Annotated in this window: 19 protein-coding genes and 1 tRNA gene; 4 read left to right on the plus strand and 16 right to left on the minus strand. The window is 63.5% G+C overall.

The genetic code is table 11. The features are described from left to right. The first annotated feature begins 9 nt into the window (after positions 1-9). Genes QP803_RS08750 through QP803_RS08765 form a run of 4 tightly spaced genes read left to right on the plus strand, consistent with a single transcriptional unit; the run spans position 10 to position 4,151 of the window. Positions 10-1,002 carry an aldo/keto reductase gene (locus tag QP803_RS08750; RefSeq protein ID WP_350356074.1) on the plus strand — a complete coding sequence of 331 codons (993 nt, stop codon included), beginning with the start codon at positions 10-12 and terminating at the stop codon, positions 1,000-1,002. Between the two features lie 24 nt (positions 1,003-1,026). Further along, complete coding sequence (locus QP803_RS08755; RefSeq protein WP_284947383.1) at positions 1,027-1,887, plus strand: oxidoreductase; 861 nt, start codon at positions 1,027-1,029, stop codon at positions 1,885-1,887. Positions 1,888-1,900: 13 nt separating this feature from the next. Then, positions 1,901-2,881, plus strand: coding sequence for an aldo/keto reductase (locus tag QP803_RS08760; protein WP_284947384.1), 981 nt, complete (start codon positions 1,901-1,903; stop codon positions 2,879-2,881). A gap of 16 nt (positions 2,882-2,897) precedes the next feature. Continuing rightward, complete coding sequence (locus QP803_RS08765) at positions 2,898-4,151, plus strand: cation:proton antiporter (protein WP_284947385.1); 1,254 nt, start codon at positions 2,898-2,900, stop codon at positions 4,149-4,151. Positions 4,152-4,173: 22 nt separating this feature from the next. Here the strand turns inward: QP803_RS08765 and QP803_RS08770 are convergent, their stop codons facing one another. The 16 genes from QP803_RS08770 to glmU all read right to left on the minus strand — a co-directional run bounded on the left by QP803_RS08770 (position 4,174) and on the right by glmU (position 19,609). After that, the gene (locus tag QP803_RS08770; RefSeq protein WP_284947386.1) at positions 4,174-4,971 is read right to left on the minus strand and encodes a tetratricopeptide repeat protein; all 798 of its coding nucleotides are present in this window, start codon (positions 4,969-4,971) and stop codon (positions 4,174-4,176) included. 113 nt (positions 4,972-5,084) lie between these two features. Then, a complete protein-coding gene (locus QP803_RS08775; protein ID WP_284947387.1) occupies positions 5,085-5,597 on the minus strand; it encodes a DedA family protein in 513 nt (170 codons plus the stop codon). A 79-nt stretch (positions 5,598-5,676) separates the two neighbouring features. After that, positions 5,677-6,612, minus strand: coding sequence for a ferritin-like domain-containing protein (locus QP803_RS08780; RefSeq protein ID WP_284947388.1), 936 nt, complete (start codon positions 6,610-6,612; stop codon positions 5,677-5,679). Positions 6,613-6,690: 78 nt separating this feature from the next. Beyond that, a complete protein-coding gene (locus QP803_RS08785) occupies positions 6,691-7,158 on the minus strand; it encodes a hypothetical protein (RefSeq protein ID WP_284947389.1) in 468 nt (155 codons plus the stop codon). 127 nt (positions 7,159-7,285) lie between these two features. Then, positions 7,286-7,588, minus strand: a complete 303-nt coding sequence (locus QP803_RS08790) for a BrnA antitoxin family protein (protein ID WP_284947390.1) — start codon at positions 7,586-7,588, stop codon at positions 7,286-7,288. Continuing rightward, positions 7,569-7,877, minus strand: a complete 309-nt coding sequence (locus tag QP803_RS08795; RefSeq protein ID WP_284947391.1) for a BrnT family toxin — start codon at positions 7,875-7,877, stop codon at positions 7,569-7,571. Before QP803_RS08795 ends, QP803_RS08790 begins: the two co-directional genes overlap by 20 nt. 44 nt (positions 7,878-7,921) lie before the next feature. Beyond that, entirely contained in the window at positions 7,922-9,436 is a 1,515-nt protein-coding gene (locus QP803_RS08800; RefSeq protein ID WP_284947392.1) for a Y-family DNA polymerase, read from the minus strand. Then, on the minus strand, positions 9,357-10,079 hold the full coding sequence (locus QP803_RS08805) for an ImuA family protein (protein ID WP_284947393.1): 723 nt from the start codon (positions 10,077-10,079) through the stop codon (positions 9,357-9,359). The genes QP803_RS08800 and QP803_RS08805 overlap by 80 nt, the downstream gene beginning before the upstream one ends. A 280-nt stretch (positions 10,080-10,359) precedes the next feature. Next, on the minus strand, positions 10,360-10,902 hold the full coding sequence (locus tag QP803_RS08810; RefSeq protein ID WP_284947394.1) for a hypothetical protein: 543 nt from the start codon (positions 10,900-10,902) through the stop codon (positions 10,360-10,362). Between the two features lie 226 nt (positions 10,903-11,128). After that, the gene (locus QP803_RS08815; RefSeq protein WP_284947395.1) at positions 11,129-12,100 is read right to left on the minus strand and encodes a Csu type fimbrial protein; all 972 of its coding nucleotides are present in this window, start codon (positions 12,098-12,100) and stop codon (positions 11,129-11,131) included. Further along, positions 12,097-14,427, minus strand: coding sequence for a fimbria/pilus outer membrane usher protein (locus QP803_RS08820; protein WP_284947396.1), 2,331 nt, complete (start codon positions 14,425-14,427; stop codon positions 12,097-12,099). The genes QP803_RS08815 and QP803_RS08820 overlap by 4 nt, the downstream gene beginning before the upstream one ends. A gap of 31 nt (positions 14,428-14,458) precedes the next feature. Next, the gene (locus QP803_RS08825; protein ID WP_284947397.1) at positions 14,459-15,205 is read right to left on the minus strand and encodes a fimbrial biogenesis chaperone; all 747 of its coding nucleotides are present in this window, start codon (positions 15,203-15,205) and stop codon (positions 14,459-14,461) included. Between the two features lie 2 nt (positions 15,206-15,207). Further along, a complete protein-coding gene (locus QP803_RS08830) occupies positions 15,208-15,717 on the minus strand; it encodes a Csu type fimbrial protein (RefSeq protein ID WP_284947863.1) in 510 nt (169 codons plus the stop codon). Between the two features lie 573 nt (positions 15,718-16,290). Then, positions 16,291-16,367, minus strand: a tRNA-Pro gene (locus QP803_RS08835). Between the two features lie 87 nt (positions 16,368-16,454). Then, positions 16,455-18,284: a glutamine--fructose-6-phosphate transaminase (isomerizing) gene (glmS, locus tag QP803_RS08840; RefSeq protein ID WP_284947398.1), complete on the minus strand. Its 1,830-nt coding sequence runs from the start codon at positions 18,282-18,284 to the stop codon at positions 16,455-16,457. Next, entirely contained in the window at positions 18,284-19,609 is a 1,326-nt protein-coding gene (gene glmU, locus QP803_RS08845) for a bifunctional UDP-N-acetylglucosamine diphosphorylase/glucosamine-1-phosphate N-acetyltransferase GlmU (RefSeq protein ID WP_284947399.1), read from the minus strand. The genes glmS and glmU overlap by 1 nt, the downstream gene beginning before the upstream one ends. Between the last annotated feature and the right edge of the window lie 33 nt (positions 19,610-19,642).

A 19,642-nucleotide genomic window follows, 5' to 3' on the forward strand; every position in this document is an offset into this window, starting at 1 on the left:
GACCTCATCATGACAATGAACACCCGCAAACTCGGCAGCCAGGGCTTGGAAGTTTCTGCGATCGGCCTGGGCTGCATGGGCATGAGCCAATCATACGGTCCCGCCGACGAGGCTGAGTCGATCGCGACATTGCATCGATCCATAGAGCTGGGCTGCACCTTTCTCGACACCGCCGAAGTCTACGGACCCTTCACGAACGAGGATCTGCTCGGCCGTGCCCTGGTCGGCAAACGCGATCAGGTGACGATTGCCACGAAATTCGGCTTCAAGATTGGGGACGGTGCCCGCCTGTCGGGCACAGACAGCCGGCCTGAGCATATTCGCGAGGTTGTCGAGGCGTCGCTGAAGCGGTTGCGGACGGACCATATCGACTTGCTCTATCAACATCGCGTCGATCGTGCTGTACCGATCGAGGATGTCGCAGGCGCCGTGGGCGACCTGGTCAAGCAAGGCAAGGTGCGCTTCTTCGGCCTGTCCGAAGCGGGCGTCGATACCATTCGCCGTGCCCATGCGACCTTCCCCGTTTCGGCCCTGCAAAGCGAATATTCGCTTTGGGAACGCAATCTGGAGCAGGATGTTATTCCTAGAATCCGCGCACTCGGTATCGGCCTGGTGCCCTTCTCACCGCTCGGGCGGGGCTTCCTGACCGGCGAAGTGAAGCGCGCCGAGGACTATCCGGAAGACGATTTCCGTCGCAACGATCCCCGCTATCAGGGGGAAAACTATGACGCGAATGTCGCCGCCGCGCAGATCGTGCGCGATATTGCAACGACGAAGGGCGCTAAGCCCGGGCAGATCGCCCTCGCCTGGCTGCTGCACAAGGGCGATGATCTGGTCCCCATTCCGGGCACAAAGCGCCGCACCTATCTGGAAGAGAACATCGCCTCCGCGGCCATCGCCCTGGACGCGACGCAGATGCAGGCACTCGACGATGCGCTGGCACCCGACAAGATCGCAGGCCCGCGCTATGGCGAGAGAATGATGACGCTGGTCGATCGCTGAATCGACAGGAACAGGAACATCACAATGTCAAACACAGACACATCGGTCTGGTTCATCACCGGCTGTTCGACCGGCTTCGGCCGCGAGTTGGTCTTGCTCTTGCGGGACCAGGGCTTTCGCGTCGTCGCGACGGCGCGTGACGCCTCAAAACTGACTGATCTCGTCACAGGATATGAGGAGAGCGTGATCGCGCTTCCGCTCGACGTGACGGATGGCGATGCCATCAGCCACGCCGTGAAGCAAGCCGAGGAAAAGTTCGGTCGCATCGACGTTCTGGTCAATAATGCAGGCTATGGCTATCTCGCTGCGATCGAGGAAGGCGAGGATGCGCCGGTCCGGCAGATGTTCGATACCAATGTCTTCGGCCTCGTGGACATGACGAAGGCGGTGCTTCCGGGCATGCGTGCGCGCAAGACCGGCCACATCGTCAACCTGTCGTCCATCGGTGGTCTCATCGCCTTCCCCGCGACCGGCTATTACCACGCGACAAAATTCGCCGTGGAAGGCCTCTCCGGATCGCTCGCGCTGGAATTGGCGCCGCTCGGCATCAAGGTGACTTTGGTCGAGCCGGGGCCGTTCCGCACGGATTTCGCCGGCCGCTCAATCGGCGCGTCCAAGACCGAAATCGACGATTACGCCGAGACGGCGGGTGTTCGCCGCAAGCAGACCTTCGCGCGCTCCGGCAATCAGCCGGGGGACCCGATCCGCGCGGCCCAGGCTATTATCGACATCGTCGCTTCCCCCAATCCGCCGCTGCATCTTCTGCTCGGCGCCCCCGCGCTCGATCTGGCGCGGAAGGGTCTGGCCGCCAAGGCGAAGGACTTCGACACATGGGAGAAGACCACCCTCGGTGCCGACTATCCTGACGCCGTTTCGAACTTCTGAGGAATCCCCCGACATGAAGACACGTAAGCTCGGCCGCAAGGGCCCCGAGGTCGCGGAGATCGGTCTCGGCTGCATGGGCATGTCCGCCTTCTACGGCGGTCGCGACGAGGCGGAATCAGTGGCCACCCTGGAGAGGGCGGTCGAGCACGGCATCACCTTCTTCGACACCGCCGATGTCTATGGCTTTGGCGAGAACGAGCGTCTCGTCGGCCGCGTGCTGAAGCCGATGCGCGACAAGATCGTGCTGGCCACGAAATTCGCCAATAGCTGGACCAGTGACGGCAAGCGCGGCCCCGTTCGCGGCGACCCCGCCTATGTGCGGGAGGCTTGCGACGCCAGCCTCAAGCGCCTCGGCTTCGATGTCATCGACCTCTATTACCAGCACCGCGTCGATCCCACTGTGCCGATCGAGGAGACGGTGGGGGCGATGGCCGATCTGGTGAAGGCCGGCAAGGTCCGTTACCTCGGCCTGTCCGAAGCGGCGCCCGAGACCATTCGCCGCGCCCATAAGGTGCATCCGATCGCGGCGCTCCAGACCGAATATTCGCTCTGGAGCCGCGACCCGGAAGAGGAAATCCTGGGCGTGACGCAGGAACTCGGCATCGCCTTCGTGCCCTACAGCCCCTTGGGGCGGGGCTTCCTCACGGGACAGATCAAGACGCCGGACGACCTCGACGCCGATGACTGGCGCCGCGTCAATCCACGCTTCCAGGGCGAGAACTTCACGAAGAATCTCGACCTCGTCGCCAAGATCGGGGAGATCGCGACGGCCAAGGGCTGCACGCCGGGGCAATTGGCCCTGGCCTGGGTTCTGGCGCAGGGCAATGACATAATTCCTATTCCTGGAACCAAGCGGCGTAAATACCTAGACGAGAATATCGGCGCAGCCGCGATCAGCCTCAGTCCTGAGGAACTTGCGGAGATCGACCGTATTCTGCCCGCCGTCTCCGGTGAGCGTTATCCGGCCGAAGCCATGCGCGCGGTCGGTCTGTAGTTCTTATCTGACACCGATGACCGCTCTCGGCTTCTTCGCCATTCTGCTGACGCTGGCGGCGGTCTTCGGCACCATCAACTACCGGCTGCTGCGGGTGCATGTCTCAACCGGGGTGTTGATCATCGCCCTTGTTGCCTCGGTCATCGCCATCGCGATCGACCCCTGGCTCGCCCCGTTCAGCTTTCGCGCCAGCGCCCTGCGTCTGCTGACAACCGTGAACCTGCCGGCGACGCTGATGAACGGCGCCCTCGCCTTCCTGCTCTTTGCCGGGAGCCTGCATGTCGATATCGGCGAATTGCTGCGCCGCAAATGGACGGTTTTGGCGCTCGCGACCTTCGGCGTGCTGATCGCGGTCGGCTTCTTCGGCATCACCATATGGCTCGTGTTTCTGGCCCTGGGCGTGCGCATCGCCCTGATCTGGTGTTTCGTGCTGGCAGCGATCCTGGCGCCGACCGATCCCGTCTCTGTGGTCGGGCTGCTCAAGCGCCTCGGGCTGCCGCCCTCCTTCCGCGCCATCTTCGCGGGTGAGGCGCTGTTCAACGATGGCGTCGGCGTCGTCGTCTTCAGCGCAGTGATCGGCATCGCGACGGCCGATGGGCATCTGCAGACGGCCGCCGGCGTCATCGCGTCTTTCCTGGTGGAAGCCATTGGCGGTGGCGCGCTTGGCCTCGCCACCGGCTGGGTGGCGCTGCGGCTGATGCATCGCGTGGACGACTATAACCTTGAACTCATCATGTCCCTGGCGCTTGCGACCGGCACCTATAGCCTCGCCAATGCCATCCATCTGTCGGGACCGATTGCGGTGGTGATGGCGGGCCTGACCATGGGCAGCCCCGCAGGTCGCAGCGCGATGAGCGAACTGACCCATGACCATCTCACCACCTTTTGGTCGCTGATCGACGAGTTGCTGAACACCCTGCTGTTCCTGCTGATCGGCTTGGAGGTGGTCTCCATCCCGCTGCATGGCATTGATCTCGCGGCGGCAGCGGTTGGCATCGTGCTGGCCCTCGCAGGCCGCGCGGTCAGCATCTTCGTGCCCGGAACCCTGCTCCGCCTGCGCGATGTGACGGGGCGTCACGCACTCGCCATCCTCACCTGGGGAGGATTGCGCGGCGGTATCTCCGTGGCGCTTGCCCTCAGCCTTCCCGCGAGCGCGCCACGCGGCCACTTGCTGCCGGTCTGCTACGCCGTCGTGGTGTTCAGCATCATCGCTCAGGGCTTGACGATGCCACGGCTGGTGCGCGGTTTCGGGGGGAACAAGCCGGTGTGACGTTGCATTGCGGCCCCCGAGTTCACTGCCCTCTCAACTTGTCTTCCAACACGTCCAAATCGTCTTGTGCCCGTTGGATGCGAGCGGCGTCCCCCGCCGCCCTTGCAAGCGTGAGCCGTCGTGTCATGTACCGGCGCGCCTCATCCGGCTGTCCGGCCTCGAACGCCAGCACCCCAAGTTGGAACAAGGCTGAGTCCACATGCTCTGCATCGCCCGCCTGCGTCGCAATGGCCAGGACGCGCTGCAGACCAGCGCGCGCGGCGGCGGGCTGGTGCAGTTCGTAATCGTTCTGTGCCAGGTTTATCAGCACGGGGATCAGCTTCGGGTCGGCCAGTCCGAACAGGCGCTCGCCGCCAGCCAGAACGGCCGTATTCACGTGCCGTGCTTCTTCGAACCGCCCCAACTCGTGCAGGCAATACCCGATCGATTCCTGTATCCCCAGGCGCTGGCTCTCTGAGTGGCTCGGGTCCGGCGCCATCAGTGCAGCGGCAGTTTGATAGAATGGGAGTGCAATCTTGCACTCTCCGTTGTGCTCAGCCTGTTTTGCGGCATTATAATTCGCCATCAGCCGCTCGTCCGCACTCAGGAAGGGCGTCTTGGCATCGATCCGTAGCGCCGCGGTGTAGTGCCCGATCGACGCGTCCAACCGGTGCGCTTTCCATTCCACGAGTGCGCGAAGGTGATCGACCCTTCCCCGCTCCACACTGTCCGGCGCGGTATGCGGCTCAATCGTATCGAGCTCAGCCAGGCTGGCGCTGATACTGATCATGCTGTTCGGATCGAGCAACCGGTCGGCCAACGCTTGCAGCTGAAGTTTCATGGGTGCCGACAGTGCGATTGCCGGCGGCGTCTGCGCCCCAGCACCCGAGATACTGAGAGCCACGAGGAGTGTCGCGATCCAGCCAACACCATGAGCCATGTTCACCCCTCGCTCTAACCAAAAAGATGGAGGCCGAGGGCACCTGGCGCCAGCAGGGCGGCGGCCCAAATCAGACCGGACGCGACATTCGCCACCTGGAACCACACAAAGCCCATGCCCGCGATACCGGCAGCCAGAGGAACGGTGGCGCGGAGGGGACCCAGGAAGCGGCCGAAGAAGACGCCGCTGACGCCCCAGCGCTCAAAGAAGCGATGGGCGCGGGGCAAAAGGTCTGGGTATAGGCGCAGCGGCCAGACCGCCAGGATGTCTTTGCCCCAGTGGCGGCCGACCCAGAAGGAGAGCCAATCGCCGACGCAGGCACCGAGGCTTGCGCCCGCCCAGATTGGCCAGAATTCGAGCGCGCCGGCGCCGATGACCGCGCCGACCCCGAGAAGGATCGCGGAGGTCGGCAGGATCAGGGAAATCACCACCAAGGACTCGCCGAAGGCAAGCAGGAACGCGAGCGGCGCGCCCCAAGCCGCATGCGCGCTGATAAAGCCCAGAACGTGATGCGTGAGCGCCATCATAGCGGCGGCATTGGGCTATCACGTAGGGTGGAAAAGCGCAGCGCAGTCCACCAACCGGCACGTCGCGTGGACGGTAAGGTCAGGCGGTGGCGCTCCTGGTCACCGGGGCGCGTTTCGGAACCCGCATGAAGCGGCGCGCGAAGCGCACCATGTTCGGCATCGTTGTCGGCCGCAGCAGGCGTCTGTCATAGCCCGCAAAGCGGCGGTCATTCTCGGAGAGGCAGATATCCATCAGTTCCGGCACGCTGACATCAACATCGCTGACGGCGGCGCTGCCGGTGACGGTGAAGTTATTGTCCTGCTTCTTCTTACCGTCATCCATGCCGCGCGCTATGCCGATCCGCTCCCATCCCAGGAAGGCCCAAACGGCCAGGACGCGCAGCTCGAACCACGGGCGACGATACCAGGGCATGGTGCGGCGGTGCCAGGCCGCCCAGTTCTGGAACAGCAGGATATGCCGCGCCTCTTCCTGAATCACCGGCTCGAAAGTGTCCACGAGTTCGGGCGGAAAGAAACCGGAGCGTTTGGCGAGTTCGAACAGGCCGAAGGCAAAGAAGCTATCGATGCATTCGCTATAGCCGGTCACGAGATAGGCCCATTCCGGGTCGCGGGGCTCGATATAGTCGGGCTCGGGTTCGAGCACGATGCCATAGGCCTCCACGAGGTTGGAGAGCACCTCCTTGTGGCGGCCCTCCTCCCAGCCATTCAGGGCGATGGTCTTGTTCATATCGGGGTCCATGCAGGACCGCGCATAGGACAACATTCTTAGACGCGCCTTGCCCTCGGTCTGGACCGCGATGTCCCAGATGGGCAGGTTGATGATGCGGTTGCGCGTCTCATCATCCAGGATCGGCCAGGCGATGACCGAGGGCTTGTAGGGGTTGAAGGTTTCTTGAAACATGCGGCACACTGCTGCCTTATGGGCCTCGCTGCCCAAGGGCAGTGTGGCGTCCTCCGCCACCCATATGCGGGCGGCGCGGTCAGCGGCCTCGATTGTGGCGGCGTCCGGGGCCATAGGTTTTCTTCTACCTGAGCGAATGGAAGGTCATGATTGGCGCCCACTGACCGATCGGTCAAGGGACCGGGTCATCCCTTAGACGTGACCGCTTCCCTCACGGTTTCCACGCCGGGACCGCGGCCGGGACGGTCGCTTTCTTTTGGCGCGACCTTCGGTGGGCGCCTGGGTATAAGCCTGTTCGGATTCAGAATCGTCTTCGGGCCCTGCTTCAAGGGGGGCTTCAGCCATGAGGATCTCGACCGGCGGAATGACCTGTGTCTCCAACTCCACAGAGAGCGGTGCAGCGACGAGAGGCTCGATCGACTCTGCTGCGGGCTCGGGGGGCGTTTCCCGTTTAATACGTCGCGCGCGCTTGTGAGGGACGGCCTTCACAACCGTCGTTGCAGCCGCAGGCGCCCGATTGAGGGCGGCAAGCGTTTCGGCGATGGACAGGCTGAGCCGTTCCGCCTCTTCGGCCGGGAGCCGATGCCGGTTCTGATACGCCGACAGGATCAGCGCCGAGGCGGCGGCGAGCGACAGGGATGCGGTCGGGCTGGTCTGCACGGGTCGTCTCCGTTGAACGGATGTCTATTATCAACACCTTAGGCTTTTCTGGAAGAGTCCACACCGGCATCGTCTTCGGGATTGGAAGCGTCGTATGGTCACCACCCAAGACAAAGACATGCCAGCGCTATTTAAGCGCGTTGAGCATTTCGCGCCGCAGGATAGCATTCAAGCGCGCCTGATACCCTTTGCCTTGCGACTTCAGCCATTCGAGAACGTCGGCATCGACACGCGCCGTGATCTGCATCTTGACCGGTCTGTAGAAGCGACCGCGGACTCCGGTCTTCAGTTGCGCATCCGTTATCTCTGGTATGTCGCTATAATCTATTTCGCTATCAGGGCGTGCTGCCAGAGAGGTCAGGCTTGCCCTCTGCTCGTCGGTGAGGCGAGGCAGCGTGGTTGCAGTAAAACTAACCGTTTTCGTTTTCATACCGTCTTCTTTCCATCCGGTCGGCGCGTCGTGCCGAGATGATGCGAATGACGTCAATCGAATCGCCTTCGGCGTCGGTCTCAGTCATCGTGTGGGCGACCATCAGGATCATGAAGCCCCCGATCAGACCCAAAGTACGCCAGCGATATTCATGGCCTTCAATCCGATCAAGCACCGAGAAATGCATGGGGTCGTTGAACACCTGACTGGCCTCCTCGAAACTCAGTCCGTGTTTTCTCTGATTAGAACGGCTTTTCGCCTCATCCCATTCAAAGCGGATGCCTGCCATGGAGGAATTATAATTATATATTTGTAGTTATACAATGCTTACCCTTAAAACACTCCATGCAAAAACCAGTCGAGATTGCCCGTGATGGCCTCGACGCCGTCACCGCTGCGATAGAGCCAGAAACGGTCCCCGGCCTCATCCTCCACCGCCCAGTAATCGCGCACCGCTCGTGTCTCGGCCTCGCGCCGCCACCATTCGCCGAAGATGCGCTCCGGCCCATCCGCCCAGCGAATCTTGTGGCGCATCCGCCGCCAGGTGAAGACCGCCGGCGGCTGGTCCGGCAACATCGCAATGGCCTGCACCGGCTGCGGCGGCGTGAACAGCCGCACCGGGCGCGGCCAAGCGGTCTGCCAGGCCAAGCCGCCGGGCGCCGCTAAAGGCCCCACGCGCGTCACCGATCGCTCCGGCACATCGCTTTCCATCGGCTGCATCCGATAGACGCGATCCGCACCGAACCGATTGATCAACCGATCCACCAGAGGCCCGAGATCCATCGGCGCGCTGCCATCCGCCAGCACCGCGATCTGATCCGCCGTCATGGTCTCGGCCAGTGGCACCCACAGCGTCATCGCCTCCACGCCCAGGCCGGGATCGACCGTCTCGATCCGCGCACTCAACAGGTGCGCGAGATGCGGCGGGTCACGCACCGGCCGCGCGGTCGCGACCACCACCACCTGCACCGTGCCGTCCACTCTCTCGAAAACCAGATCCAGGCGCCGCGCCCCCTCCCCGCGCCGCTCCAACCCGGCACAGATGGCGCGGGACAGACGCGCCATGACGGTCGCAAAGGCTTCGGCAGTCAGCAGAGGCTCCATGAAGGTGAGGCGCTGGCGCAGCAAAGCACGGGACGGCACAGGCTCCAGCGGCTCAAAAACGCGCCCTGTCGCGGCATCCAGCCGGCGCGCAAGCCCTTCCCCGAAGCGCCGGACCAAGGGCGCGCGGGCGGCGGCAATGAGGTGCTCGATAGAATGAAAGCCGAGCCGGTCCAGGCTCGCCGCCGTGTCAGATGGCAGCCGCAGCGCCGCGATCGGCAAGGGGGCCAATGCCGCCACGGTACCGCCCTCCGGCGCGATCGCCAGAGGGTTACCGCCATAGCGCGCCAGCCCCCAGGCGGCGCCAGGCGTATCCGCCACCGCGACACGCGCGGCCACACCGCTCCGTGTCAGGCGGTCCCGCAGATCGGCCAGCATCGCGGCCTCTCCGCCATGCAGATGGTCGGCGCCGGTGCTATCGAGGCGAACACCGTCCGGTGGGTCAGCAGCGGTGAGCGGCGCATAGCGCTGGCACCAGGCGGCAACCTCCTTCAAAGCCGCTGCATCGCCGGCCAGATCGGCATCGATGACGGTGAGGCCCGGCCGCATGGCCTGAGCCTGGGCCAAGGGCATGCCGGGGCGCAGACCGAGGGCAGCGGCGGCGGCATCGGCGGCCCCGATCACCAATCGCCGCCCGTCATGCAGTCGCGTGACGACGGGGCTTGCCTTATCCGGCGCGCCGGCGGTGGCCCTTCGCCACCGATCGGTGGGCCACATCGGCAGCCAGACGGAGATGACCCGTCGCATCGCAAGCCTCCACACTCCAGGTTGCGGGTTCCGCCCCACGGCATCGGATGAGGTCGATCCGCCACACAGCGGGCGCCAGCCCCCGTACCTGAGGGGCGTGGGGCAAGGGCGGCCCGGCCGATTGCCGCGCGATGCGCCAGCGCGTGAGGGCGGCAATGGGCGTCATCAGGGCGGGATCATCGGGTGTGCGGCTGCGGCGGAGAGTAAAGACGGTGACACCCGAGGTTTCGGCCGCGAGCTGCAACCGGCGGGACGCGGTGGAGTCCAGCCGCCTCACCTCCCCCACGATGCCGGCGAAACCGGGATGACGCAGCCCCTCCTCCATCGCGACCAGAACCGAGCGCGCGGCGTCACGCCCGGCCTCGACATGCAGAACCCGGTTCGGGTCGAGACCGACATGCGCCAAGGCGGGCGCGAAGAGATCGCGCTGTTCGGTAACCCACAGCACCGGGCCCGGCAAGCGCGCCAGAATGCCCGCCACCATCAGCACGGCGGCGGTGCCATGTTCCAGGCCTGGGCCGGCATCCGCGACGTCATGCAGCCCACCCAGACGAAGGCCGCCGCCGGGCAGATGACGGTCGATGGCGTCGATTTCGAAGGGCAGAACCGCGATCGCGGCTTTGGCGTCACTCTTCCGTTCCAAGCGGCAGACGTCACGCCGCAACCCCTCAAGAGTGAATCCTTTAAGGTGTTGATCATGTTGACTCATTTCATGCTACGCTCAATCCGGAGCGGAACATAACGTGAACATACAGGACGTGGAAAGGGCCTATTGGCGGCCGAGGCCTCTGCCAAATTGTGCAAATCGGCGTGTCATCACCGCGAGTCGGGCACAGAGAGTCCGATTGAGCGGCGAATTCAAATCACTGGAGGAGACGGCTCAGACAGTGGTTCAGTGGCTGCGGTCGCTCAACTTATCGGCATCAAGCGACGGAGCCGGAGCCTTTGCAGACGCGTGCCCAGAGCACCTGGAACGAGGGGTCCTGTGTTTCGAGCACAGTGCCGTCGAGGCGACCGAAGACGGAGACATAGCGCTGCCGCCCACTTCTGCTCTGGTAGCCCGTGGTGCCTTGTACAGAACCGCAGAGGCTGACGACCTTGCCTGCGCCTGTGCTCATGAAGGCGGTGTAGCTTCTCTGGCCGAACAATTGGCCGAGCGATTTCCGGCCATTGACCCAGCTTGCCTGTTGCACAGGATCCGCAAAGGTGACGACGCGCTGCGGGGCGACGACGACCGCAGATGCCGCCGTTGGAGAGAATTGCGCCACTATTTCGTTGTGCTCACGCTGCGCGGCGAAGGCAAGGGAGATCATCAAGGGCACGACAAGAACAGCAAGACCAACGGCGATCCGCGATCCATGACGGGTGCGGCGCTTCTGCTCAGGGTTCTCGTAATTGCACTCGGGGCAAACGCTGAGATTTTTATCGATCGAAACGTCGCACCATAAGCATTTGTAAGAGGCCATTTGAAACTTCTATGAGAAACCATTTCTCTATCCAGATGATGCCCATAATGATTACAAAATGACAACACACAACACCGCGATGTATTTCAATAACTACTTTGGTTATATTTTACTGATCTATCTCATTCATCCCACTGACATTTTTTTATTGGTCGATACCTTCTGCACCGAGTCTAGTCACGATTCGGCGGTACTCTGTGCAGCCATGGCTCTGTCCCCACCTGCCTCAGTAATTGACGTTGACCGTGACAGTATCGGCGTAGGAGCCGGGCGTATATTGGGCGCTGGCCAGGGAGGCATAGACGGTCAATGACTGCTGCACGCCGGTGCCGGTGCCGGCCACACCATTTCCGACGCTCGTCGAGGTCGCCGTATTGCCCCATATCGGTCCGGTGCCACTCGTTGCGCGAAGCTGATAGGGCACTTTGTCCGTGCCGCTGCTCGTGCTGCTCATGACGCCGGCGCCATTGAGGTTCGCGTTCGAAGGTGACAGGCCGACATAATAGGGCGTGCTGGTCGGGCAGGTCACACCGATGGTGGTATTGCCTTGGATACCGGTGCCATTCGACGGTACGCTGCCGATATTGAGGGCGACGCCGGCACTGACCGTGCACGTTTTGCTCACCACGGCCGTCACGGGAAGCGTAAAGGTCAGACCGGAGTAACCGGTCAATGCACCGCAGGATATCCCGCTGATGAAGCCGAGAGTCATATTGTAGAAGCTTCCTGAATAGCTATCGGCGGCAGAGGTCTGGCTGCCCGGTATGGCGCCATAGAAGGTCAGGGCACCCGTGACGACGTTCCCGATGCCACCCGCGATCGATACCGGGGCGCTGATCGGGTTCGTGGTTGTCCACACAATGCCGTTCGGCGCGTTCGTGTAGAGATTGAATTTGAGGACGCCACCGCTGCTGCTTCCCGCCATGGCCGGTTGACTTACGGTGCCGGGATAGCTTGGTGTTCCCAACCCCGCGCAGATGGAAAAGTTCGCAGCCGTTGTATTGTAGTTCGTGCAAGTATAGCCGATCGAACCGGTGCCGGTAATGCCCGTGGCGGGGCTTACGTTAACCGTGCCGAAATTGAGGGCAGGAGATGTGTCACTGCACACAACGACGGCGTGCGCCGGCTTGGATGTGAGCAGACCAACGCTCAACAGCACCGCAAAAAGCAGGCCAAGGCGCGACAGCGTTCTGATCATGGCATTTGCCCTTGTTTGCAGATCAACGGCCCGATCTGCGGAATATCCGTGCCTTGCTGGTGATAATCGAAACTCACGTGACAGGGTCCAGACGGTGTCTGCACATCCAGGACGTTGTGTAGGGTGAGGTCATCCAGATAGGCGGCGCCATCGAAGCCGACCAGAACGGGCTCGGCCGGGTCACGGGGCACGCCCTGAAGCTGCACCTGGCTGCCGAGGGGCACCGCCTTGCCGGCGGCGTCGACCAAAATGATCGCCGCCGCGCGGATCGGCACGATGGCGAATTTGACGATCGTGCCAGCGCGATCCGTGGGCGTGGTGATGGCTTTGACGCGATCGACATTGAGATTAGCGGGAAGGTTCATCGGATCGATGCTGATGTGGTTGTCCTGATACGCGTTCAGCGGCGAGATGAGGAGCAGGCCGCGACTGTCGGTCTTGCCGAATGGATTATTCTCCAGGCTGACGGGCACATCGGCCTTGCCATCGGTGGAGACCACGGCGAAGGCGCTGTTGAGGGTGCGTGTGGCAAAGGGGTGTCCGCCGATCAGCACCAGCGCGCCATTCACGCTGGTATAAGCCGTGGCCTTGCCGCCAAGATTGCTGACCCCACCCTGGATTGCCGCATCGTCGCCCTGATAGTCCAGCTCCGCGAGACCTTGTGGGCGCCCTGCCCCTTCCTCTTGCTCGGCGCGCCAGCCGAAGCCGCCGGTGCTTGGAACCGTTCGATTCTCATTGAGGGTGATCGAGTTGACACCGTTTTCGTTCTGAACCGATGTGCTGGCATAGGTATCGCTGTCGAGCGACACATTGAGATTCAGCAGAAGGCTGCGCTGGCTCTGCTGACGAAGATTTTGGTTCGCACTGAAATCCAGCGAGAGGGCATTGCCGATCGGCTTGGACCAATTGACGCTGACATAGCGGCTGCTCTGCTGCGTCTCGTCCAGAGCGATGTAGCTTGCGCTAATATTGCCCCACCGGCCCAGACTGAGGCCGGCGGTCGCACTGGCACTGAGCGCGGGTGGCGGGCCGCCGTACAGCGTCGCGACATCGGTATATCCGCTGGTCGCGCGGGTGGCGTTGAGGCCGATATTGTAGCGCGCATTGCTCCAGCTATAGCCGAGGCTGAATTGCGACCCCAGGACACCTTGGTGATCGCTAGAGGCGAGCGAGCCGGAGAGAATACCGCCAGCGTTCCCCAGCAAAACCGCGCCGCCTATGCCGGCATTGGCCAATCCGCTGGTACACTCGGCATGCGTTTCGACCGTCAGGTGATTGTTGACGCCGTAGCGAAAGGTGCCGCTGGCGACCGGTTCACCGCCATAGTCGAAGGACTGCAAGCCGTAGTTCTCACGGACTGCGCCGAGCTCCACGGACCAATCCGCGAGCCCTTTCTGCAGAAGCTGCTCGGCATTGTACAGCGAGAAACTGTAGTTGCTGACCTGGCCCAAGGCATTGGTCAACACCACCTGCGCGTTTCCCGCGCCACTGATGCCGGGCACGGAGTTGAGCTGGAAGGGACCCGCCGCGACATCACCGCTATAGCGCTTGATGCCATTGACGTAGAGCTCGACTTGCGACGGTAGCGTCGCCGAACCGAGGAACTGCGCCAAGGGTGTCGTCACGAGATAGGGCTGCAGGGCGAAGTTCGTGCCGAACTGGATGCCGCCAATGCGCGTGGCGCGCGACCATGACGTCGCGGCCGTCAACGTGTCGCCAATGCGGAGCGTCAGCAGGTTACCGGGAAAGGACGTGCTCCAGCTCGTGTCGAGCCGCGATGTGCGGTCGGTGGCCGGGCCGGCGCCGGTTGTCATTTGCGACAGACCCGTCGAGCTGAACGTACCGAAACCGTTGAAGGCCCGGAACTCGCTGTAGGCACTCAGGCTTCCGATGCCACCCTGCGACTGGGTTCCAAACAGATTGTAGTTGAGCAAGATGCCGGGCGCGGCGCTCGCATGGGCTGCCGACGGGGTTTCGTCGACCAGCATCTTGGTGGAGAGACGCAGCGACTTCAGCGGCGCCACGAGGGTCACGGCCTGGTTTTGCTGATCATAGGCAATGTGCAATCCCTTTAGGCTGTCGAGCCGCATGGGATCGGCGCCACCGCTCGGGAAAACGATGCCGAGTTCGTGCAGAGTGGTGTGAGAGGCCCAGAGCGCATGATCGCGATATCCGAAATGGATGAGACCACGGCTCGCGCCATTCAGCGTGACGTCGAGATAGAGGTCAATCGCGTGAATGGCTGACATCGCATCCGGCGCATCCGCGGTGAGGGTCGGCGGCGGTGCGGCCGGCGGCGGTGCGGGGGCGGCAAGCGCGTTGGACATGGATGCGATCAGACCCTGAAGAAGCCACGCTTCAGCGAGGAGTATCGGCCAACGAAACATTTTGTGTCAGATTCGAGCCGTTGACCATCGCCTCGAACGTGACATTGCCGGCAAAATCACTGGCTGGCTGTCGCAACGCGAATCGCATGGTGGCGCCGGGCAAGACATAGCCCAGCAAGCCGGGTGTGATGTCGCCACGGCGACCGGCAGCATCGACATAGGTCACACCGGAAAGCTGCGCATGTTCGGTGCCGCTATTGCTGACGTCCAGAAACGCCTTTTCTCCGTCGCTCTCCAGGCTCCAGTGCAGCACTGGCGCGAGATGGGTCACGCTGACCGGCTCGACAAAGATTGGTAGGGAATAATGCAAAACGAATTGCAAACCGCTCCGGACGCCTGCGCCTGTCACGGGCAATTCGTCGATGGAAATGCGGTAGGCATCCTCCACGGCTTGCGGGCCGATCGGGGGTGGCCCGACACGGATAACCCGGACCAGTTGCTCGTCATTCGGCTGGATCTGCAACATGGGTGGGCTGACCAGAAGGCTGCGCGACAGTGTCAGCTGCTCGACGCCATTCGGTTGCGTCCAGTGGTAGACGCGGACCTGCGCATACAAGGCACCATGCCCTGCGTTGCTGAGCCATAACCCATCCGCGACTTGCGACGCCAATAGGCTCAAGGTGATCGGTGAGACTTGTAGGCCGGAGGCCGCCGCACTTCCACAAACGCTGCAGAAGGCGGCGAGGAGCGCGTAGCCATAGGTCGCCCTGGACCGCATGATCAGTAGTTGACGTTGACGGTCACAGTGTCTTTGTAGGCGTCAGGCGTGTAGTTCGCGCCGGGCGCGGTCGCATAGACCGAGATCGCTTGAACGGCGCCGGTGCCGGTGCCGGCCACGCCATTGCCGATCGCGGTGCTGGTTGCCGTGTTGCCCCAAATCGTGGTGCCTGTGCCGGAATAGAGTTGATAGGGCACTGTGTCGGTATTGCCGGAGATCGTGCCGGCCATGACGCCCGCACCGGTGGTGCTCGCGTTGGAAGGCGCCAGACCAATGAAATAGGGCGTCGTTTTCGAGCAGGTCACGTTGATGGTATTGGTGCCCTGGGTATTCGTCGCGGTCGAGGTAACCGTGCCGATGCTGATATTGGATGTGGATCCTGCTGTGACGCTACAGGCCTTGGTGATGGTCAGCAGGACCTGGAAGGTTGCTGTGGCGGAGCTGGCGGCATTGGCGGTGACCGCGATCCCATTGGCCAACAGCAGCGCCGCCGCCAGTTTCATCGTCTTCATATGCACGAATCTCATCCTAAAAAAATCCTGTTGCGACGTTGTGGTGCGGACACACCCGTGAAGGCTGATGCACTCACGTGCGCCGCGCTGAAGTCAGTAACAATGGTCGACGACCGGCGCGGCTGTCTCTCTATTGTGGCTGCACGGAACTCATAATCTGCAGACATAACCAAAGACTTCGGCAGAGGCAGGCGTGGTCATTAGCGAATAAGCAAGAGTCTCCGCTTGACATCGGGTATGCGGTCTCAATGCTTAATGACCTGTTAAACGAGTCATGCAGGGCTGCTATCTCACAGCAAAGTGCAGATCGCTTAAGAAACAAGTTACGAGGGACGGAAACGATTGCATTTTGATCTGCGAGGCGCCTTGATCGACGGGCCAGCCTCAGCAAGACCGTTGATGATCGGAGACCTGTCAGGTTCCGGACGCCGTCATAATGTTGCTGTAAAATAACGAAAACTTTGCGTTGATCCACATCGATCGCGCGTCCGCATTGTATGCGCGCGTCACATCGGGCCGATGCTCGCGCGCCCCGGTGTGCCTCAAGGGTCGCCTGGGAGAGGATGGGGATTTTGGTCGGGCAGGCGGGATTCGAACCCACGACCCTCAGTCCCCCAGACTGATGCGCTACCAGGCTGCGCTACTGCCCGTTTGTGCGGCCGCCGGGGAAAGGCGCGACCGCCGAGGTGCTTTAGCAGCGAGACCCGCCGGCGGCAACCGCCCAGGCGGCCGAAGGCCTATTCCACCGTGACGGACTTGGCGAGGTTGCGCGGTTGGTCGACATCCGTGCCCTTCAGCAGGGCCACGCGATAGGCAAGCATCTGCACCGCCACGGCATAGAGAATCGGCGCTACGAAGGGATCGCAAGCCGGCAGCACCACGGTCGCGGCCGCAATGCCCTGAAGCTTCGCCGCCCCGGCGGCGTCGCTGAACACGATCACCTGCCCGCCCCGCGCCGCCGCTTCCTGCAGGTTGGATGCGGTCTTTTCGAACAAAGGCCCCGACGGCGCGATGGCCACCACCGGCACATGCCGGTCGATCAAGGCGATCGGCCCGTGCTTCATCTCGCCGGCAGCATAGCCTTCGGCATGGATGTAACTGATTTCCTTGAGTTTCAGCGCCCCTTCCAGGGCGATGGGGAAGCAGGACCCGCGGCCGAGATACAGCACATCCCGCGCTTCGGCGATGCGCTCGGCGATGCGGCCGATGGCCTCCGCGGCGGCGCCCTCCAGCACCTCGGCGGCATGGCCTGGTACTTCCATCAGCGCCTGGGTCAGCGCTGCCTCGCGCGCCGCGTCCAGCGTGCCGCGCGCCCGGCCCGCCGCCAGGGCGAAGCATGCCAGGACCGTCAGTTGCGCCGTGAAGGCCTTCGTGCTCGCGACGCCGATTTCGGGGCCAGCCAGCGTCTCCAGCACCGCATCGCTCTCTCGCGCCATGCTGCTTTCGGGCACATTGACGATGGACAGCACATGCTGCCCCTCATCCTGCATATAGCGCAGCGCCGCCATGGTATCGGCGGTCTCGCCGGATTGGCTCACCAGCAGGCCTAGGCCGCCCGCCGGCAAGGGGGGCGCGCGGTAGCGGAACTCGCTCGCGACATCGCCATCCGTCGGCATCCGCGCCAGGCTTTCCAGCCAAACCCGCCCGACGAGGCCGGCGTAATAGGCCGAGCCGCAGGCGCTGATCGTGACACGGGGAATGGCCGCGAGGTCGAAGGGGAAGTCCGGCAGAACCACGCTGCGCGTCGCGGGGTCGATCATGCGGCTGAGCACATCGCCGATCACCACGGGATGCTCGTGCAGCTCCTTCTCCATGAAATGGCGGTAAGCGCCCCGCCCGATGGCGGCCCCGGTCAGGCGGGTTTCGCGAATGGCGCGGTCCACGGTCTGGCCGGCGCGGTTCATGAAGCGCGCGCCATCCCGGGTGATCACGGCCCAGTCGCCATCCTCCAGATAAGCGATTTGCCGCGTCAGCGGCGCCAAAGCGAGGGCATCGGAGCCCAGGAACATCTCATCCTCGCCGAAGCCCACGGCGAGCGGCGCGCCGTGGCGGGCGCCGATCATGAGATCGGGATAGCCTGCGAAGATCAGCGCCAGGGCGTAGGCGCCCTCCAGCCGGCGTAGCGCCTGCCCGGCCGCGTCCTCCGGGGCCATGCCGCGCTTGAGATAGAGGTCCAGCAATTGGGCCACCGATTCCGTGTCGGTCTCGGTCTGGAATTCCTGGCCTTCGGCCTCCAGTTCGGCGCGGAGGGCGGCGTGGTTTTCGATGATGCCGTTGTGCACGACCGATACCCGGGACGTCCCATGCGGATGGGCATTGCCCTCGGTCGGGGCGCCATGGGTCGCCCAGCGGGTATGGCCGATGCCCGTGGTGCCCGGAAGGGGCCGGCGCGCCAGCACCGCCGTCAGATTGCCGAGCTTGCCTTCCGCGCGACGACGCTCAATGTCGCCCTCATGCAGCGTGGCGATGCCGGCACTGTCATAGCCGCGATATTCGAGGCGTCCGAGCGCTTCCAGGATCAGCGGCGCGGCGGGGCGCGCGCCGAGAATGCCGACGATGCCACACATTAGGACTTCTTTCCTTTTGTCGCCCAGTTCGCTCGAATGGCGGCGCCCCCGCCGGCCTTTTCGCTTTGGCGCGCGCGGCCAAAGGCCAGGGCATCGGCCGCCACATCCTGGGTAATGACGCTGCCGGCCGCGATAAAGCTGTTCGCACCGAGCGTGACCGGTGCCACGAGTGTGGCATTGGAGCCGACGAAACTGCCCGCCCCGATGATCGTGCGATGCTTCAAATAGCCGTCGTAATTGCAGGTGATGGTGCCGGCGCCGATATTGCTGCCCGCGCCGATGGTGCTGTCCCCGAGATAGGCGAGGTGATTGGCCTTCGCCCCGGCGCCGAGTTTCGTGGCCTTCAGCTCGACGAAATTGCCGACATGGGCGCCCTCACCCACCTCCGCACCAGGCCGCAGCCGCGCATAGGGGCCGATCCGCGCGCCGCTTTCGACCACGCAGCCTTCCAAATGGCTAAAGGCGAAGATGGTGGCGCCCGACCGCACGATCACGCCGGGTCCGAAGACGACATGCGGACCGACGGTCACATCCGGCTCCAACAGCGTATCGGCTGACAGGAAGACCGTGTCCGGCGCCGTCAATGTGGCGCCGCCGTCCATCGCCGCACGGCGCAGGCGACCTTGGACGGCGGCCTCGGCCTCGGCGAGTTCGACGCGGGAATTGACGCCGCGCAGTTCGGTGTAATCGGCTTCGACGGCCACCACCCGGCGCCCCTCTGCGACGGCCAGAGCCACCACATCCGTCAAATAGTATTCACCCTTGGAATTGTCGGCGCGCACCGCCGCGAGCCAACGGGCGAGATCGGGTCCGGCGGCGCAGAACACGCCGGCATTGCACAGCGTCACGTCCCGCTGGTCTTGGGTCGCCTCGGCCCATTCGACGATGGCGGTCACGTCCCCCACCGCGTCGGTCAGCACCCGGCCGTATTTGCCGGGCGCGGGTGGGCGCATGGCCAGCAAAGCGAGGCCGATCTCGCCACTCCGCGCCTCACGCAGCCTGCGCAACGTCTCCGCTGTGATCAGCGGATTGTCGGCATAGAGAATGGCGACCTCGCCCGCCCCGAACTGCGGCGCGGCCTGCAAGGCGGCATGGGCGGTGCCGAGGCGCGCGGTTTGGACCACGGTGGGATACGGCGCCGCAACCATTGCCACGGCCTCCATCTCCGGCCCCGTGACGACCACGATACGATCGAAAACGCTCTTGGCCGCATCGAGCAGATGCGTCAGCATCGGCCGCCCGGCGATCGGATGCAGCGCCTTGGGCAGGGCGGATTTCATGCGGGTCCCGAGGCCGGCGGCGAGGATCACGGCGGTCGTGTTCATGGCTCAGCGGTAGCGGCGAAGAGCAAGCCGTGT

The sequence above is a fragment of the Acidisoma sp. PAMC 29798 genome, from assembly GCF_030252425.1.
Classification (GTDB): Bacteria; Pseudomonadota; Alphaproteobacteria; order Acetobacterales; family Acetobacteraceae; genus Acidisoma; species Acidisoma cladoniae.

Bases quoted from the DNA above. Each gene is read 5' to 3' on its own strand.
- QP803_RS08765 (WP_284947385.1), top strand. From the start codon at position 2,898: ATGACCGCTCTCGGCTTCTTCGCCATTCTGCTGACGCTGGCGGCGGTC.
- QP803_RS08750 (WP_350356074.1), top strand. From the start codon at position 10: ATGACAATGAACACCCGCAAACTCGGCAGCCAGGGCTTGGAAGTTTCT.
- QP803_RS08800 (WP_284947392.1), bottom strand. From the start codon at position 9,436: ATGCGACGGGTCATCTCCGTCTGGCTGCCGATGTGGCCCACCGATCGG.
- QP803_RS08790 (WP_284947390.1), bottom strand. From the start codon at position 7,588: ATGAAAACGAAAACGGTTAGTTTTACTGCAACCACGCTGCCTCGCCTC.
- QP803_RS08815 (WP_284947395.1), bottom strand. From the start codon at position 12,100: ATGATCAGAACGCTGTCGCGCCTTGGCCTGCTTTTTGCGGTGCTGTTG.
- QP803_RS08825 (WP_284947397.1), bottom strand. From the start codon at position 15,205: ATGCGGTCCAGGGCGACCTATGGCTACGCGCTCCTCGCCGCCTTCTGC.
- QP803_RS08820 (WP_284947396.1), bottom strand. From the start codon at position 14,427: ATGTCCAACGCGCTTGCCGCCCCCGCACCGCCGCCGGCCGCACCGCCG.
- QP803_RS08830 (WP_284947863.1), bottom strand. From the start codon at position 15,717: ATGAAGACGATGAAACTGGCGGCGGCGCTGCTGTTGGCCAATGGGATC.
- QP803_RS08755 (WP_284947383.1), top strand. From the start codon at position 1,027: ATGTCAAACACAGACACATCGGTCTGGTTCATCACCGGCTGTTCGACC.
- QP803_RS08775 (WP_284947387.1), bottom strand. From the start codon at position 5,597: ATGATGGCGCTCACGCATCACGTTCTGGGCTTTATCAGCGCGCATGCG.
- QP803_RS08760 (WP_284947384.1), top strand. From the start codon at position 1,901: ATGAAGACACGTAAGCTCGGCCGCAAGGGCCCCGAGGTCGCGGAGATC.
- QP803_RS08810 (WP_284947394.1), bottom strand. From the start codon at position 10,902: ATGGCCTCTTACAAATGCTTATGGTGCGACGTTTCGATCGATAAAAAT.
- glmS (WP_284947398.1), bottom strand. From the start codon at position 18,284: ATGTGTGGCATCGTCGGCATTCTCGGCGCGCGCCCCGCCGCGCCGCTG.
- QP803_RS08780 (WP_284947388.1), bottom strand. From the start codon at position 6,612: ATGGCCCCGGACGCCGCCACAATCGAGGCCGCTGACCGCGCCGCCCGC.
- QP803_RS08795 (WP_284947391.1), bottom strand. From the start codon at position 7,877: ATGGCAGGCATCCGCTTTGAATGGGATGAGGCGAAAAGCCGTTCTAAT.
- glmU (WP_284947399.1), bottom strand. From the start codon at position 19,609: ATGAACACGACCGCCGTGATCCTCGCCGCCGGCCTCGGGACCCGCATG.
- QP803_RS08770 (WP_284947386.1), bottom strand. From the start codon at position 4,971: ATGAAACTTCAGCTGCAAGCGTTGGCCGACCGGTTGCTCGATCCGAAC.